Source organism: Microbacterium proteolyticum (assembly GCF_029639405.1).
Taxonomy (GTDB): domain Bacteria; phylum Actinomycetota; class Actinomycetes; order Actinomycetales; family Microbacteriaceae; genus Microbacterium.
The window spans coordinates 534,010-548,244 of record NZ_CP121274.1 but is presented as its reverse complement, the minus strand read 5'-3'; the positions used below and the strand labels follow the sequence as shown (position 1 = coordinate 548,244).

General features: G+C 70.6%; 16 protein-coding genes and 1 tRNA gene. 9 read left to right on the top strand and 8 right to left on the bottom strand.

All coding sequences use genetic code 11. The annotated features are described in order from the left end of the window. The first annotated feature begins 24 nt into the window (after nucleotides 1-24). From P8R59_RS03390 to P8R59_RS03375, 4 genes are all read left to right on the top strand, one after another. A complete protein-coding gene (locus tag P8R59_RS03390) occupies nucleotides 25-462 on the top strand; it encodes a VOC family protein (RefSeq protein ID WP_278102722.1) in 438 nt (145 codons plus the stop codon). Next, nucleotides 462-1,178, top strand: coding sequence for a winged helix-turn-helix transcriptional regulator (locus P8R59_RS03385; protein ID WP_278102721.1), 717 nt, complete (start codon nucleotides 462-464; stop codon nucleotides 1,176-1,178). The genes P8R59_RS03390 and P8R59_RS03385 overlap by 1 nt, the downstream gene beginning before the upstream one ends. A gap of 151 nt (nucleotides 1,179-1,329) precedes the next feature. Next, nucleotides 1,330-2,598, top strand: a complete 1,269-nt coding sequence (locus P8R59_RS03380) for an LCP family protein (protein ID WP_278102720.1) — start codon at nucleotides 1,330-1,332, stop codon at nucleotides 2,596-2,598. 94 nt (nucleotides 2,599-2,692) lie between these two features. Next, nucleotides 2,693-2,781, top strand: a tRNA-Ser gene (locus P8R59_RS03375). A gap of 96 nt (nucleotides 2,782-2,877) precedes the next feature. On the opposite strand, the gene P8R59_RS03370 is transcribed toward P8R59_RS03375, so the two are convergent. Further along, nucleotides 2,878-4,509: a CocE/NonD family hydrolase gene (locus P8R59_RS03370; protein WP_278102719.1), complete on the bottom strand. Its 1,632-nt coding sequence runs from the start codon at nucleotides 4,507-4,509 to the stop codon at nucleotides 2,878-2,880. A 75-nt stretch (nucleotides 4,510-4,584) separates the two neighbouring features. Between P8R59_RS03370 and P8R59_RS03365 the strand changes: the two genes are divergently transcribed. Then, a complete protein-coding gene (locus P8R59_RS03365; protein ID WP_278102718.1) occupies nucleotides 4,585-5,229 on the top strand; it encodes a TetR/AcrR family transcriptional regulator in 645 nt (214 codons plus the stop codon). 32 nt (nucleotides 5,230-5,261) lie between these two features. On the opposite strand, the gene P8R59_RS03360 is transcribed toward P8R59_RS03365, so the two are convergent. Next, nucleotides 5,262-5,462, bottom strand: coding sequence for a hypothetical protein (locus P8R59_RS03360; RefSeq protein WP_278102717.1), 201 nt, complete (start codon nucleotides 5,460-5,462; stop codon nucleotides 5,262-5,264). 190 nt (nucleotides 5,463-5,652) lie between these two features. Here P8R59_RS03360 and poxB point away from each other — a divergent pair, with 190 nt between their 5' ends. The 3 genes from poxB to P8R59_RS03345 all read left to right on the top strand — a co-directional run bounded on the left by poxB (nucleotide 5,653) and on the right by P8R59_RS03345 (nucleotide 9,360). Beyond that, nucleotides 5,653-7,386: a ubiquinone-dependent pyruvate dehydrogenase gene (gene poxB / locus P8R59_RS03355; RefSeq protein WP_278102716.1), complete on the top strand. Its 1,734-nt coding sequence runs from the start codon at nucleotides 5,653-5,655 to the stop codon at nucleotides 7,384-7,386. Nucleotides 7,387-7,516: 130 nt separating this feature from the next. Then, nucleotides 7,517-8,548 carry a Dyp-type peroxidase gene (locus P8R59_RS03350; protein ID WP_278102715.1) on the top strand — a complete coding sequence of 344 codons (1,032 nt, stop codon included), beginning with the start codon at nucleotides 7,517-7,519 and terminating at the stop codon, nucleotides 8,546-8,548. Next, nucleotides 8,548-9,360 (top strand): family 1 encapsulin nanocompartment shell protein, encoded by an 813-nt coding sequence (locus tag P8R59_RS03345; protein ID WP_278102714.1) that lies wholly within the window; start codon nucleotides 8,548-8,550, stop codon nucleotides 9,358-9,360. The genes P8R59_RS03350 and P8R59_RS03345 overlap by 1 nt, the downstream gene beginning before the upstream one ends. A 96-nt stretch (nucleotides 9,361-9,456) precedes the next feature. Here the strand turns inward: P8R59_RS03345 and P8R59_RS03340 are convergent, their stop codons facing one another. The 6 genes from P8R59_RS03340 to P8R59_RS03315 form a co-directional block, all read right to left on the bottom strand. Then, nucleotides 9,457-9,840: a fluoride efflux transporter FluC gene (locus P8R59_RS03340; protein ID WP_278102713.1), complete on the bottom strand. Its 384-nt coding sequence runs from the start codon at nucleotides 9,838-9,840 to the stop codon at nucleotides 9,457-9,459. Then, entirely contained in the window at nucleotides 9,837-10,262 is a 426-nt protein-coding gene (locus P8R59_RS03335) for a CrcB family protein (protein WP_278102712.1), read from the bottom strand. The genes P8R59_RS03340 and P8R59_RS03335 overlap by 4 nt, the downstream gene beginning before the upstream one ends. 86 nt (nucleotides 10,263-10,348) lie before the next feature. Continuing rightward, nucleotides 10,349-10,609 carry a DUF6510 family protein gene (locus P8R59_RS03330; RefSeq protein ID WP_278102711.1) on the bottom strand — a complete coding sequence of 87 codons (261 nt, stop codon included), beginning with the start codon at nucleotides 10,607-10,609 and terminating at the stop codon, nucleotides 10,349-10,351. Next, nucleotides 10,609-11,349 carry an FAD-binding oxidoreductase gene (locus tag P8R59_RS03325; RefSeq protein WP_278102710.1) on the bottom strand — a complete coding sequence of 247 codons (741 nt, stop codon included), beginning with the start codon at nucleotides 11,347-11,349 and terminating at the stop codon, nucleotides 10,609-10,611. Before P8R59_RS03325 ends, P8R59_RS03330 begins: the two co-directional genes overlap by 1 nt. Next, nucleotides 11,346-11,936, bottom strand: a complete 591-nt coding sequence (locus P8R59_RS03320; protein ID WP_278102709.1) for a molybdopterin-dependent oxidoreductase — start codon at nucleotides 11,934-11,936, stop codon at nucleotides 11,346-11,348. Before P8R59_RS03320 ends, P8R59_RS03325 begins: the two co-directional genes overlap by 4 nt. 98 nt (nucleotides 11,937-12,034) lie before the next feature. Continuing rightward, nucleotides 12,035-13,018 (bottom strand): MauE/DoxX family redox-associated membrane protein, encoded by a 984-nt coding sequence (locus P8R59_RS03315; RefSeq protein ID WP_278102708.1) that lies wholly within the window; start codon nucleotides 13,016-13,018, stop codon nucleotides 12,035-12,037. A 167-nt stretch (nucleotides 13,019-13,185) separates the two neighbouring features. On the opposite strand from P8R59_RS03315, the gene P8R59_RS03310 reads away from it, so the two are divergent. Continuing rightward, complete coding sequence (locus tag P8R59_RS03310; RefSeq protein WP_278102707.1) at nucleotides 13,186-14,073, top strand: DUF808 domain-containing protein; 888 nt, start codon at nucleotides 13,186-13,188, stop codon at nucleotides 14,071-14,073. Nucleotides 14,074-14,235: the final 162 nt, after the last annotated feature.

Here is a 14,235-nt window from a genome sequence, read left to right as displayed (position 1 = left end):
CTTGTCTTTTGCAAGTATCACGCCATGGACACCAGCATCTTCGTCAACATCCCCACCACCGACCTCGACCGCGCCAAGGCGTTCTACACGGCTCTGGGCTGCACGATCAATCCGAACTTCACCGACGACAACGCGGCGTGCGTCGTGTGGAGCGACACGATCTACTTCATGGTCCTCAAGCGCGAGTTCCTCGCGACCTTCACCGACAAGCCGATCGTCGACCCGAACGAGAGCCTCCAGGTCGCGCTCTCGTTCAGCCGCGACTCCCGCGAAGACGTGGATGCCATCCTCGCCCTCGGCCTCGCAGCAGGCGGGACCGAGCCGCGCGAGGCGCAGGACTACGGCTTCATGTACTCGCGCGACCTCGACGACCCGGACGGCAACTCGCTCGGGTTCCTCTACATGGACCCGACGGCGGCCGCGGAAGGCCCGGCGGCCTACGAGGAGCAGGCGCAGGCGTAGTGGCCGCCCGCAACTACGGGCAGTACTGCGGCGTGACGACGGCCGTCGAGCTGATCGGCGAGCGATGGGCGATGCTCATCATCCGCGATCTGCTCGTCGGCGCCCGTCGCTACACCGACCTCAAGCAGGGCCTGCCGCGGATCCCCACGAACATCCTCGCGACCCGGCTGCGAGAACTGCAGGAGTCGGGGATCGTCCGACGCGCCCCCTACAAGGGGCGCGGGCCGATCTACGAGCTGACCCCGTACGGGCGTGCGCTCGAGCCGATCGTCCTGGCTCTCGGGCGGTGGGGGTTCGCGGCGATGGGGGAGCCCGGCGAGGGCGACGTCATCACTCCCGACTCGTTGACCATGGCGCTGAGGACGGCATTCCAGCCCGAGGTCGCCGCCGGGATGCCCGCGGTGGACTACGAACTCCACGTCGCCGACGTGTCCCTCCGCGTCCAGGTCGCGGGAGGCGGGCTCACGGTCATCCCGCTCGCGCCCGCACCACCCCCGGTCGGCGGGCGGTTGCCCGACGCCGCGCCCGACCTTGTCTTCGCCGCCGGCCCCGGCATCCGGAACGTCATCGCCGGCTCGTTGACGCCCGGGGATGCCATCGACTCCGGCGTCGTCCACGTGCTGGCGGGCGATGAGGCTCTCCTCGAGCGCTTCGCCGCCACGTTCCACATCGACACCCCCGTCGTGCCGGCCCCGCGTTCCGAGCTCGGCGCCTGAGCCGTCCGGCCTGCCCGCGGCCGCGCGTCCACTCGCCACACCGTTCGTTCACGCACTTTTCAGGTGTCGGTCCTTAAACTCGTCCCGACCTGCGCGTCGTCGCGGTCTCGGCGTGCCGCTCCGCGGCATCCGTCCTCCCGAAAGGACCCGAGTGAGCAGAACCACGACCCCGCGCGGGCGCCGGACGATCGCGCGTCACGGACGCCTGCGCTCGCTCGGCCCGCTCGGACAATTCTTCCGCGGCCTCGCCGTAGCGATGGCCGTCCTCCTCGTCGCCGGTGCGGGCGTGGCCGCCTACGCCGTGTACGACCTGTCGTCGAGCTTCACCGCAGACGCGGTCGATCTGCCCGACCAACCCGCGGTTCCGCCGGACATCGGCGAGCTCAAGGGCGGCGTGAACCTGCTCCTCGTCGGCACCGACGAGTGCGAGCCCGAGTTCGCCCAGTACTTCGGCGACCGCTGCAGCGGACCCGATTCGGAGGGCAACCTCAACGACGTCAACATGCTCGTGCACATCTCGGACGAGCCCCGCCGCGTCACCGTGATCTCGTTCCCGCGCGACCTGATGGTGCCGATCCCCTCCTGCACCGACGCCGACGGCAACGTCACCTCGGCGATGTCGAAGCAGCAGATCAACAGCGCCTTCATGTACGGCGGCCTCGGCTGTGTCGTCTCGACGATCTCCGAGCTCAGCGGACTGCAGATCCCGTTCGCGGCGAAGGTCAGCTTCGGCGGCGTCATCAACATCACGGATGCCATCGGCGGAGTCGACGTCTGCATCGCCAACGGCATCAAGGACCCGTACACCGGCATCGACTGGCCCGCCGGCATGCGCACCATCAAGGGTCTCGACGCGCTGCAGTTCCTCCGCACCCGCCACGGCGTCGGTGACGGCGGCGACCTGGGCCGCATCTCCAACCAGCAGCAGTACATGTCGCGTCTGACCTCGAAGCTCCGCAGCGAAGAGGTGCTGTCGAACCCCGCGACGCTGTACAAGCTCGCGTCGACGACTCTGCGCAACGTCGACCCGTCGACGTCGCTCACGAACCCGCTCACCCTCGTGCAGATCGCGATGGCCGTCAAGGACGTGCCGTTCGACGAGATCGTGTTCGTGCAGTACCCGACGTACACCGACCCGTCCAACGCCAACCGCGTCGTCCCCGACTCCGAAGCTGCCGACGCCCTGTGGTCGGCCCTGGCGGCGAACCAGCCGATCCAGCTGTCGGGTGCCCTCAGTGACGGCAACGGCGTCGTGGTCGACGAGAGCGCGACTCCCGCGCCCACCGCGACCGACTCCGCGGCCCCGACCGAGGGTGCGACGCCCACCCCCGACCCGTCGTCGAGCGTCATCACGCTGCCGTCGGAGATCGCCGGTCAGACCGCCGCGCAGGCCACCTGCTCGAACGGAAACGTCCGCTGACCGGTGGGGCGCGGCATCCTTCCCTCGGATTCGGATGCCGCGCCCCGACCGGTTAGTATGGTCCGGTGTGCTCGCGCCTCGGCGTAGATCACCTGGAGACGTCGCATAGTCAGGCCTAGTGCACCACCCTGCTAAGGTGGAGTCCCCGTAAGGGGACCGAGGGTTCAAATCCCTCCGTCTCCGCACGAAAAGCCCCGGTTCGCCGGGGCTTTCGTCGTTCGTGTGGCAGTTCGCTCGTCGCGGCGTCCAGGGCATGGCGTTCGTGGGCGCCGCAGGCGCTCAGCCCTGACGGATCACCGGCACCGTCAACTCCGACCCCTCGCACACGATCGTCGCGGTGCCTCCACGACTCGGCACGTAGTGGGCGGGGAAGTGGCCGAAGAGCGGGTTGCGCGGGTGGAGGTAGCGACCGCCGATGAGCAGTCGAAGGCTCTCGCCGGCGCGGAACAGGGTGGCCGACGGGCTGAGCCCGATCTCGACGTCCATCTCTTCGCCGTCCGCGACGGGGTGGAGCGTGTCGACGCCGTCGCGCAGCGCCAGTCGTAGGCGCCCCTGCGCGACGTGGTCGCGGCCGTAGCCGTACGATCCCTCGAAGCCGACTGGCCTTCCGTCGGCCCACTTCTCCACCCCGACGAACAGGCGCGGATCGGCGCAGCCCCGGGTAGCCACCCGGAGGCGCACGGTCATCGGTCCCGTGAGCTCGGTGTCGGTGTCGAAGCGGTACTCGAACGCGGCGGCGCGCCGACGAAGCGGAAAGCGGACCTCGCCCGGGATACCGGGGACCGGTGCCAGCGTGCCATCGGCGCTGAGGTGCAGCGACCGCCACTGCGTCCGCGCGAGGGGCCACTCGTTCTCGTCACGGACCTCCGAGACCGCATCGCGTCGATCGTGCACCTCGAGGCGAACCGTCGGAAGCGCGGGAACGTCCTCCTCCCGGAGGTGCCGGTCGAAGAACGCCTTCTGCGCGGTCCGGGCCTGCTCCCCGTAGAACGTCGCCCACTTGGGTCCGCGATGCGTGTACGCGTGGGGTTCGATCGACCCCGACCGTTCGAAAGCCCGCATCGAGCCGACACTGTGGAGATTGGCATCCGAGAAGCTCGTGCACACCAGCATCGGGACGGTGATCTTCGACAGGTCGGGGGTGAGGCGCTCCCACCACTCATCGCGCAGGGGATGCCGTCGGCGCCCGGCCGCGAGATCCACGTTCAGTCGTGCGACGCGCTGGGTGAGAGCCAGCCAGATACGCGCGAACCCGTTCTCGACGACGCCGCCGGGAGTGAAGAAATCGCTGTAAGCGTCGGTGAAGCCCTCCCACGGGCAGATCGCCTCGAGTCCGGGAGGTTGGAGCGCGGCGACCTTGTACTGCGACAGTGCGAGGTAGGACACTCCGAGCATGCCCACTCGCCCGTTCGACCAGGGTTGGGCGGCGATCCAGGCGATCACCTGCGCGATGTCCTCGGCCTCCTGATCCGAGAGGAGGTCTCCGCGGCCCCCGGAGTGGCCACCCCCTCGCGTGTCGAGATTCACCACCGCGTACCCTTGCTCGCTCCACCACACCGGGTCGGGAGCCTCCCAGCTCGTCTGGTCGGAGATGCGCAGCGGCTCGGACTGGTTCATGACTCGGAACTGCGGGTTCAGTGACCACCCGTTGCGGCGGGCCCGCGGGGTGCCGTCCTTGCCGTACGGATGTGCGGAGAGCAGGGTCGGCAACGGTCCGTGGGCATCCGCGGGGCGGAAGAGATTGAGACGGAGTGTCACTCCGTCGGACATCTCGACGGGGAGGTCCGCGTCCTTCCGGACCGTTCCCGGCATCCGGTAGACCTCGATCGGTGGGCGCAGGGCGTTGCGCAGGCGCGCCCGCGCGTAAGTCGCGGCGCCGGGCCTTCTCCACGGACGGTCGATGACGGCCATGACATCCTCCGATGCTTTTGAATGGCACTCTCATGCATTTGAGTGAGACTCTAGAGCATCGGATAGGATTCGTCCATGACGGAAGATCGGGATACCGCCACCGACGGCCGCAGCCGGCAGCAGCGCGTGGGCGAGGCGCTGCGAGAAGACACTCGGCGACGGATCCTGGCGGCGGCGGGTGCGGAGTTCGCGTCCCACGGATATCGCGCTGCTACGGTCGCGAAACTCGCCTCGGCGGCTGGCGTTTCGGTGCAGACGCTTTACCTCGCGTGGGGCAGCAAACGCGCCCTGCTGCGGGCATGGACCGAGGCGGCCATCGCGGGCGACGCGGCCGCACCCGACGAAGCGGCCGCGCGCTTCCGCGATGAACTCACGGCCGGGGAGCGGGTCGACCTCATCGCCGAGATCTTCATCGACGTGGCGGGGCGAGCGGCGACGGCATGGGCCGTGTACCGCGACGCCGCCGGTGTCGACCCCGAGATCGCCGACGACTGGGACGACCTGCAGCGGCGGCGGCACGGTCTGTTCATCCGGCTCGTCCACGGCATGCCGGACCTCGCCCCGGGGCTCTCACCCTCGGAAGCGGTCGACACGGCGTGGGCGATCGCGAGTCCCGAGACGTACGAGCTCCTCGTCGGTCGCCGCGGGTACACCCTCGAGGAATTCCGTGCATGGGTCTCGCGGTCGTTGAGGGCGGCGCTCCTCGGGTCGGCGACGTGACGACGCGACATCGCCGTCGACCTGGCGCCGACTCAGTAGTCGTCGTGGTTCTCGCGCGTGATGTCGAGTTCGGTCTCGTCGCCCGCCCATCCCGCAAGCGCGGAGCGCAGCTGGCGAAGGAGCCACTCGGGCGGCAGCGCGGCGTGTGCGCGCTCCAGTTCGGCCAGCAGGGCGAGGCGGTCGTCGACCGACCCGGTGAGGTCGGGAAGGGCGCTCGCGTCGCCTGCACTCATGGTCTGTCCGTCCTCTCGGGGCGGTCGCCGGACGCGCCGCCGTGTCCCGAGGCTAGGCGATGCCCCGCGGGACAAGATCCGACGGATGTCGAAGGGACGATCGGTGGACGTCCGACCCGTCCGTCCACCGCTCGGCGTAGCGTCGGTGTGGGCGGGCGCCCGCCGTGGACGACCAGAGCCGGAGGCAGAGATGAACATCGCCGAACTGATCGTGAAGACGCTCCGTCGAGCGGGGGTGGAGCGCGTGTGGGGCCTTCCCGGTGACTCGCTCAACGCCTTCACCGACGCGCTGCGGCGCGACGGGACGCTCGAGTGGATGCACGTGCGGCACGAGGAATCCGCGGCTTTCGCCGCCGCGGGCGAGGCCGCGATCACGGGTGGCCTCGCGGTGGTGGCGGGCAGCTGCGGACCGGGGAGCCTGCACTTCATCAACGGCCTGTACGACGCCCAGCGCTCGCGCGTCCCCGTCCTCGCGATCGCGTCGCACATCCCCTCCGCCGAGATCGGTTCCGGGTACTTCCAGGAGACGCACCCGCAGGAGCAGTTCCGCGAGTGCAGCGTCTACTCCGAGCTCGTCGGCAGCCCCGAGCAGATGCCGTGGGTCCTGGAGACCGCGATGCGCACGGCCATCGAGAAGCAGGGCGTCGCGGTGGTGGTCGTCCCCGGCGACGTGTTCTTCGAGAAGGCGCCGGAGCGCCGGGCGAGCGCGCCCATCGTGGCGACCCGTACGCACGTCCTCCCCGCGGACGACGGTCTCGCCGCCGCGGCCGAGGTGCTCAACGGCGCCGAGAACGTCACGATCCTCGCCGGCGCCGGGGTGGCCGGTGCGCACGCCGACGTCCTCGCGCTGGCCGAGAGGCTGCAGGCGCCGATCGTGCACGCCTTCCGCGGCAAGGAATGGATCGAGTACGACAACCCGTACGACGTCGGGATGACGGGACTCCTCGGCTTCTCGTCCGGGTACCGGGCGATGGAGCATTGCGATGCTCTGCTCCTCCTCGGCACGGACTTCCCCTACCGGCAGTTCTACCCCTCGCACGCCAAGGTCGTGCAGGTCGACATCCGCGGCGAACAGCTGGGGCGGCGGACCCCCATCGACGTGGGTTTGGTGGGGGATGCCGGAGACACCGCCCGCGCCCTCCTCCCACTGCTGCGCGAGGGGCGTGACGACCGTCACCTCCGCCGCAGCGTCGAGCACTACCAGCACGCCCGGAAGGGACTCGACGAGCTCGCGAACGACGACGGTCGGCAGCCGCTGCACCCCCAGTTCGTCGCCCGCCTCATCGACGAGCACGCCGCGGATGACGCCGTCTTCACGGCCGACGTCGGCACGCCGGTCATCTGGGCGGCCCGATACCTCCACATGAACGGGCGCCGCCGCCTCATCGGGTCGTTCACGCACGGCTCGATGGCCAACGCGATGCCGCAGGCGCTCGGCGCGCAAGCGGTCGACCGTGACCGGCAGGTCATCGCGCTCGCCGGCGACGGCGGCATCGCGATGCTCCTCGGTGACCTCCTGTCGATCCGCCAGAACGACCTGCCCATCAAGATCGTCGTGTTCGACAACTCCGCGCTGGACTTCGTCGAGGTCGAGATGAAGGCCGCGGGCATCGTCAACGCCGGCACCGACCTGAAGAACCCGGACTTCGCCGAGGTCGCCCGGGCCATCGGCATCCCGGGGTATCGCGTGACGACCGGCGAGGAGCTCCGGCACGCGCTCGCCGAGGCGTTCGACAGCCCGGGGCCCGCGCTCATCTCCGCGGTCGTGGCGCGCCAGGAGCTCGCGATCCCGCCCGCCATCACGGTGGCGCAGGCGAAGGGATTCGCCCTGTTCGCGCTGCGGACACTGCTCTCGGGTCGGGGCGACGAGCTCATCGACCTCGCCGACACCAACGTCCTGCGCCGCCTCCTCCACCGCGGCTGAGTACCCGTTCCACGCCGGCCGTATCGTTCTTCGACTCGTGTCGGAGCGGATGCCGGTTCCGAGCGCCTAGCGTTCGAGAACGTTCGGCAGGGAAAGGGAGATGCATGCGGGTTCCACGGCAGGTGTACGAGTGAGCGGGGTGCCGGACGGCGTGCAGCGGTTCACCGCACCGCTCACCGGGCACGCGATCTTCCTCGTCGTGACCGTGTCGGACCAGGCTGTCGACGGCATCCGCGATGTGCTCCGCGACCTCGGCGGTCTCGTGCAGACGGTGCGTTTCCGCGATCCCGGTGATGGGCTCTCGTGCACCGTCGGCATCGGATCGAGGATGTGGCCGACGCTCGTCGGAGGCCCGTCGCCGCGCGAACTGCATCCCTTCACGCCGGTGGTCGGCGCCGTGCACACCGCGGTGGCCACCCCGGGCGACCTGCTCTTCCACATCCGCGGCGACCGTGCCGACCTGTGCTTCGAGTTCGAGCGGCTCCTGGTCGCGGCGCTGGGCGATGGCATCCAGGTCGAGGACGAGACGTCGTGCTTCCGCTCGTTCGACCGGCGGGATCTCCTCGGCTTCGTCGACGGGACCGCCAACCCCGTCGGGACGGATGCCGCCGACAGCGTGCTCGTCGGCGACGAGGATCCGGCTTTCGCCGGTGGCACGTACATCGTGGTGCAGAAGTACCTGCATCCGCTCGACCGATGGCAGGCCCTGCCCACCGAGGCACAGGAGCGCATCATGGGCCGCACGAAAGCCGACAACGTCGAGTTGGACGACGCCACATCCGGCCAGAAGTCGCACAAGACGCTCGCGACGATCGTCGACGATGCGGGCGTCGAGCACGACATCATCCGCGACAACATGCCGTTCGGTCGTCCCGGTCACGCGGAGTTCGGCACGTACTTCCTCGGACAGTCGCGGGCGCTGTGGGTCATCGAGACGATGCTGCGCCGCATGTTCGTCGGCGACCCTCCCGGCGTGCACGACCGGCTCCTCGACTTCTCGGTGCCGAAGACCGGCTCCACGTTCTTCGCCCCGTCGGCGGGGCTGCTGTCGACGCTCGGCGACGCCGTCGATGCGCCCGCCGCCGCCTCGCCGATCGTCGAGGCATCCCCTACGTCACTCGGCATCGGCGCCAACCGCGCCCCCGTCTCCCAGGAGGTTTGATGGACCATCTCACTCGCCCGCTCGCCCCGATCACCGACGAGACCTGGGACGCCCTCGACGACGAAGCCCGCACGCGCTTGCAGCCGGTCCTCGGCGCGCGCCGCCTCGTCGATTTCGCCGGCCCCCTGGGTTGGCAGCACTCATCGACGAACACCGGCCGCGTCCGCCCCGTCGGCGACGACGCCGGACTGCGGGCGCGGCAGCGGGTCGTGCTGCCGCTCACCGAGGTGCGCGCCGACTTCGCCCTGGCGCGGACCGAGCTCGACGACACCGCGCGCGGCGCGGTCGACACCGACCTCTCCGCCCTCGACGAGGCGGCGCACCGGCTCGCTGTGCGCGAGAACGCGGCGATCCTGACGGGGTGGCCGGAGGTCGGATTCGCCGGTATCGTCCCGAGTTCGCCGCATTCCCCGATCGATGGGTCGGGGGATGCCACGGGGCTCACACGTCGCACCGCGGAGGCCGTCCGACGCCTCGGTGACGCCGGGGTCGGCGGTCCCTACGGCATGGCGGTCGGGTCCAGCGAGTGGGTCGAGGTGCTCGGCGGGAACGACGCCGGCGGACAGCCGCTCCGTCGCCATATCGAGAGGATCCTCGGCGGCGACGTCGTGTGGACCCCGGGCATCCAGGGGGCCGTCGTGATCAGCTTGCGCGGCGGCGACTTCCTGCTCGAGATGGGTCAGGACGTCGCCCTCGGATATTCGGCGACGACCGAGGACCGGGTCCAGCTGTACCTCGAGGAGTCGTTCAGCTTCCGCATCGCGACCCCGGAAGCGGCGATCGCGCTGTTGCCGGGAACGGACGACGACTGACCCCCGTGGGGGAGCGGGCTCAGTTCTGCCGTCCGAACACCATGGTCGCCTGGATGCGGTCACCGCCGCCCGAGTCTGGCGGCATCCCTCCGGCGGTCAGGCCGAGCCCAGGGCGCGGCCGAGGACGAGACCCGCGCCGCCGGCGAGCGCGGAGGCGGCCAGCATTCCCATGGCGGAGACCACCGCGGCAGCCCGACGTCCGCTCGCGAGGAGCTCAGCGGTTTGGACGCAGGCGGTGCTGAACGTCGTGTACCCGCCGAGCAGTCCCGCCGCGATGACCGTCGCCGCGGGGAGGGCGAGCAGAGTGGGCATGATTCCCGTCACGACCCCGAGGGCGAGAGCCCCCGAGACGTTCACGGTGAGCGTGCCCCAGGGAAGGCGCCCGCCGACCCGCCGAGTCACGGCGGCGTCGATCGTGAAGCGCAGCACCGCGCCGCACCCACCGGCGAGGCAGGCGAGCAGCACCGTGAGCGCGTTCACGCTCGCGCCCGTTCCCGCGCGCGGGTGGCCGCGCGCTCGCCCACGAAGGCCGCCGCGACCCCGAGCGCGAGTGTAGCCGAGGCCACCAGCGCCCCGGCCCAGGGATCATGGGCGAGCACCAGTCCGTCGGCGTCGACGACGAGCGTCCCGTACGTGGTGTATCCGCCCAGCAGACCCGTGCCGAGTAGCAGGCGGCGGCGCGCGGAGCGCGCGTCACCGGGTGGAGTGAGACCGTAGAGGATGCCGAGGAGCGCGGCGCCGGTGACGTCCACCGCGACGGTTGCCAGGATCGAGGCGCCCGGTCCCATCACGATCGTGCCGAGCATCAGTCGGATCGCCGTGCCGAGGCTTCCGCCGAGGAAAACGAGGAGCGCGCGGGTCACCGCGCTGTCCGCTCGGTGGTCCCTCTGCCCTGTCGTCATGGACCGACTCTTGCAAAGCCGACATGTCGTCGGAATCGACAGATGACGGAAGCTGCGTCGGCACGCGTTCCGTCGGCGTCGAGGTGTTACCCCCGCCGCACCTCGAGGGCGTCGATGCCCGGCATCCCGAACCAAGACCGCCCGCCGGCGGCGTCCACGATGGTCAGGAGCACGGCGTCGCACGACCGGCATCGGGCGACGGCCCCCATCGCGCTCGCGTAGACCGCGACCCGCCCCACGGTCCCGCCGTCGCCGCAGGATCGGCAGCGGACGAGCGAGTCGGTGGCATCCCACCCGAGGAGGTCGGCCAGCCGACCGGCGAGCGCATTGCCGTCGAGAACGTCCATCACGAGCCTCCGAATCGCTCAGTGCGGATGTCGCCGGGCCGGTGCCCGGCGGCCAGGAGCCAGCGCGACACGGCCTCGACGAACGGGGTCGGACCGCACACGTACACGCGCGGGACGCGGTCGGCGGGGACGACCGCGTCGCGCAGGCGCTCGGCCGTCAGACGACCGGGAGGCGCAGATGCCGCGGGCGGCGCGGCGCGCGTGTAGACGAGGTCGAGGTCGACCGCCCCCGACGCCGCCAGCGCGGCGATCTCGTCCGCGAAGAAGACGTCATCGGGGGTGCGCACCGAATACAGCAGGCGGAACTCGCTCGCGTCGCCGGCGGTCGCGTGCGCCTGCGCCATGGCGAAGAGCGGCACGACCCCCGAGCCGCCGGCGATGAGCTGCACCGGCCGCGGCGACGCCTCGGTCGGGGGCGTCCACACGAAGAACGCGCCGAGCGGTCCGTGGACCTCGATCTCGTCTCCGACGCGAAGATCGTGGACGAGGAAGGGCGAGACCTCGCCGTCGGGCACCTCGTCGACCGCCAGGAGGACGCGCGTGCCGTCGCCCGACGACGCGATCGAGTACGACCGCGATGCCTGGTAGCCGTCGGGTGCCGTGAGCCGCAGGTCGAGGTGCGCGCCCGCGTCGTTGCCCGGCCAGGTGGGCACGTCGAGCTCGATGCGCTGCGCCGTGGGGGTCTCGGCTCGGATGTCCGCGACCGTCGCGGTGTGCCAGGCGGTCGGGCGGTGCGTCACCAGTACCGCTCCTCCTGCCAGGGGTCTCCGTGCAGGTGGTAGCCGTTCTGCTCCCAGAATCCGGGATCGTCGTCGGGCATCGTCACGAGCCCGCGCACCCACTTCGCGCTCTTCCAGAAGTACAGGTGCGGCACGAGCAGTCGGGCGGGGCCGCCGTGCTCGGCGGTGAGGGGCTCGCCGTCGGCTTCGAAAGCGATCCAGCTCTTGCCGTCGAGGAGGTCTTCCAGGGGCACGTTCGTGGTGTATCCGCTGTAGGAGTGCGCCATCACGAAGTCGTGGGCCGTCTCCACCTCGTCGAAGATGCGGTCGAGCGACACTCCGCGCCACGGCATGTCGAGCTTCGTCCAGTGCGTGACGCAGTGGATGTCGACGGTGATGTCCTCCATGCCGAGCGCCTGCAGCTGGGCGGTGTTCCACCGGTGGTCGCCGTTCTCGGTCCGCACGACGAACTCCCACTCGTCGGCGTCGATCTCGGGCGTGGGACCGGCCGACAGCACGGGCCAATCACCCACCAGCGTCTGACCGGGGGGAAGGCGCGGATCGCGTTCGGCGCGGCGTCCGGAGAACCCTCGAGTGATGAACGACATGGATGCCTCTTTCCTCCCGAGCGGGGACGAGTTTCACCCTAGCCAGGTCGCCCATAGCGCGACAGGGACGATTGTCGGATCCGCTGTCGCCGCACCCGTCAGTTCGTCGCGGAGCCCTCGTCGGGGTGCGAGTCGCGCGCTTCGGCGGCCGCTGCGAGCACGGTGCCGACCAGCGTCGCCGTCTCGTCGCCGCCGACGGCGATCGGCTGCAGCACGTCGCCCGAGGTGGTCAGCAGCACCCCGACCGGGCGGTTGCCCGGGATGCCGAGCGCCCGGGCGAACTCTCCGGAGGGGTCGACGTGCAGACCCTCGTCGGCCGCGCCCAGGGACATGTCGTCTCCGATCGGGACGATGAGTCGCACGTCCACGAGGGTCTCGAGCAGCTCCCGGTCCCACGTCATCCGGTCGATGAGGTTCTCGCACGAGGTGCACCCGCGCCGTACGAAGAGCAGCAGCTGCGCGCGCCCGCGCAGGGCGCGTTGACGGGGGACGACGACGCCGCCGTCCGGGGTGATGAGCGCTGCGTCGGGCACTCCTGCGGGAGTGGTCGCGGCGCGTTCCCCCGAGGGGTGCAGGGTGGCTCCCACGACCGCGATCGCCGCGACGCTGAGCAGCAGCGCGCCGCCGAGCAGAGGGAAGAGGACGAGGCGGACGGCCAGCGCCGGCGCGGTCGGCTCCATCAGGGCGCCGACCAGGGCGAGCCCGGCGAGCGCGATGAGGGCCGTGTTGCGCGCCGTCATGGCGGGACCCACCCGAGTGGATGCCAGCCGCCCGAAGCATCCGCACTCGTCCGTCGACGCGCGGGTCTGCGCGCGCACCCCGACGGCGAGGAAGACGATCGACAGCGCGACGGCAGCACCGGCCGCGGTGACGGCGACGACTCCGCTGCCGAGGAGGAGCCCGCCGGCGACGGCGAGCTCGATGACGGCGACGCCGCCGACGACGGTGCGCGGCGGAGGGCCCGACAGGCGCAGAGCGCGAAGGGTGGCGGGGGCTGTGTCGAGGTCGAGGAGCTTGCCCACGGCGCTGAGGACGAACACGGCGGTGACGACGAGGGCGGGGAGGCTGAAGGGCCCGAGCATCCCGTCAGAGTCCCACCCCTCGCGTCGGCGGCGCGGTGTGCGGCGTTCGATCTCCGGCGGGTGAAGGCCCTGGGCGTCCCGCTCCACCCGGGACGGATAAGGTCGCTGTGACGACTCCGTCACTGCGCGCGGCTCGCGCGGCAGCCGCCCACCCAGGAGAATCGCCCATGTCCGTCGGTCTGCTCGCCGTGGTGGATGACATCCTCAGCGCCGCGCTCAAAGCCAGCGCGAAGACCGCGGGCGTCGTCATCGACGACGCGGCCGTGACGCCCCAATACGTTCAGGGGATCACGCCCGCCCGGGAGCTGCCCGTCGTCTGGAAGATCGCCCTCGGCAGCATCATCAACAAGTACGTGATCATCATCCCGATCGCGCTCCTGCTGACCGCGTTCGCGCCGGGGGTGCTGCCCTTCCTGCTGATCATCGGCGGCGGATTCCTCTGTTACGAGGGTGCCGCGAAGGTGCTCGAATGGTTCGGCGTCGCTCACGGTCACGGCGACGACGACGGCCCCCGCGACGAGCGGAAACTGGTGCTCGGAGCCGTGCGCACCGACCTCATCCTCAGCACCGAGATCATGCTCATCGCCCTGTCGAGCTTGGATCCCGGGTTCGGCATCTGGATGACGCTCGGTGCGCTGCTCGTCATCGGACTCGCCATGACCGTGGTCGTGTACGGCGCGGTCGCGCTCCTGGTGAAGATCGACGACATCGGGCTGCGGTTCATGAAGAGCCCCACGCGCGCCGTCCGGCGGTTCGGCGCCCGGGTCGTGGCATCCATGCCGGCCGTCTTCCGGGTGATCAGCGTGATCGGGACGGTCGCGATGCTGTGGGTCGGCGGTCATCTGGTGGTGCAGAACCTCGGCGAGACGCTGTGGGCGGGGCCGTCCGACCTCCTCCACGCCGTCGAGCACGCGATCGAGGCCACGGGACCGGTCGTCGTGTGGATCGTCGACACCGCGATCTCCGCGGTCTTCGGCCTGATCCTGGGCCTCGTCATCGTCGCCGTGGTGACCGGCGTCCGCCGCGTGTTCCGCCGCGAGGCCGCCGCGCACTGACCGGAGGCAGGCCCCAGATCACGTGACGTGGTCGAGGACGCCCGTCGTGGCGGGTCGGTGGCGTGTGCGCTCGGCGATGTCACGTGAAATGGTCGACGGCACCCGCCGTGGCGCGTCGGCGGCGTGTGCGCTCGGCCAGATCACGTGAGCTGGCCGAAGGCG

Excerpts from the sequence above, each read along its gene's own strand:
- P8R59_RS03390 (WP_278102722.1), top strand. The coding sequence starts at position 25 with ATGGACACCAGCATCTTCGTCAACATCCCCACCACCGACCTCGACCGC.
- P8R59_RS03370 (WP_278102719.1), bottom strand. The coding sequence starts at position 4,509 with ATGGCCGTCATCGACCGTCCGTGGAGAAGGCCCGGCGCCGCGACTTAC.
- P8R59_RS03365 (WP_278102718.1), top strand. The coding sequence starts at position 4,585 with ATGACGGAAGATCGGGATACCGCCACCGACGGCCGCAGCCGGCAGCAG.
- P8R59_RS03360 (WP_278102717.1), bottom strand. The coding sequence starts at position 5,462 with ATGAGTGCAGGCGACGCGAGCGCCCTTCCCGACCTCACCGGGTCGGTC.
- poxB (WP_278102716.1), top strand. The coding sequence starts at position 5,653 with ATGAACATCGCCGAACTGATCGTGAAGACGCTCCGTCGAGCGGGGGTG.
- P8R59_RS03345 (WP_278102714.1), top strand. The coding sequence starts at position 8,548 with ATGGACCATCTCACTCGCCCGCTCGCCCCGATCACCGACGAGACCTGG.
- P8R59_RS03335 (WP_278102712.1), bottom strand. The coding sequence starts at position 10,262 with ATGACGACAGGGCAGAGGGACCACCGAGCGGACAGCGCGGTGACCCGC.
- P8R59_RS03330 (WP_278102711.1), bottom strand. The coding sequence starts at position 10,609 with ATGGACGTTCTCGACGGCAATGCGCTCGCCGGTCGGCTGGCCGACCTC.
- P8R59_RS03320 (WP_278102709.1), bottom strand. The coding sequence starts at position 11,936 with ATGTCGTTCATCACTCGAGGGTTCTCCGGACGCCGCGCCGAACGCGAT.
- P8R59_RS03315 (WP_278102708.1), bottom strand. The coding sequence starts at position 13,018 with ATGCTCGGGCCCTTCAGCCTCCCCGCCCTCGTCGTCACCGCCGTGTTC.
- P8R59_RS03310 (WP_278102707.1), top strand. The coding sequence starts at position 13,186 with ATGTCCGTCGGTCTGCTCGCCGTGGTGGATGACATCCTCAGCGCCGCG.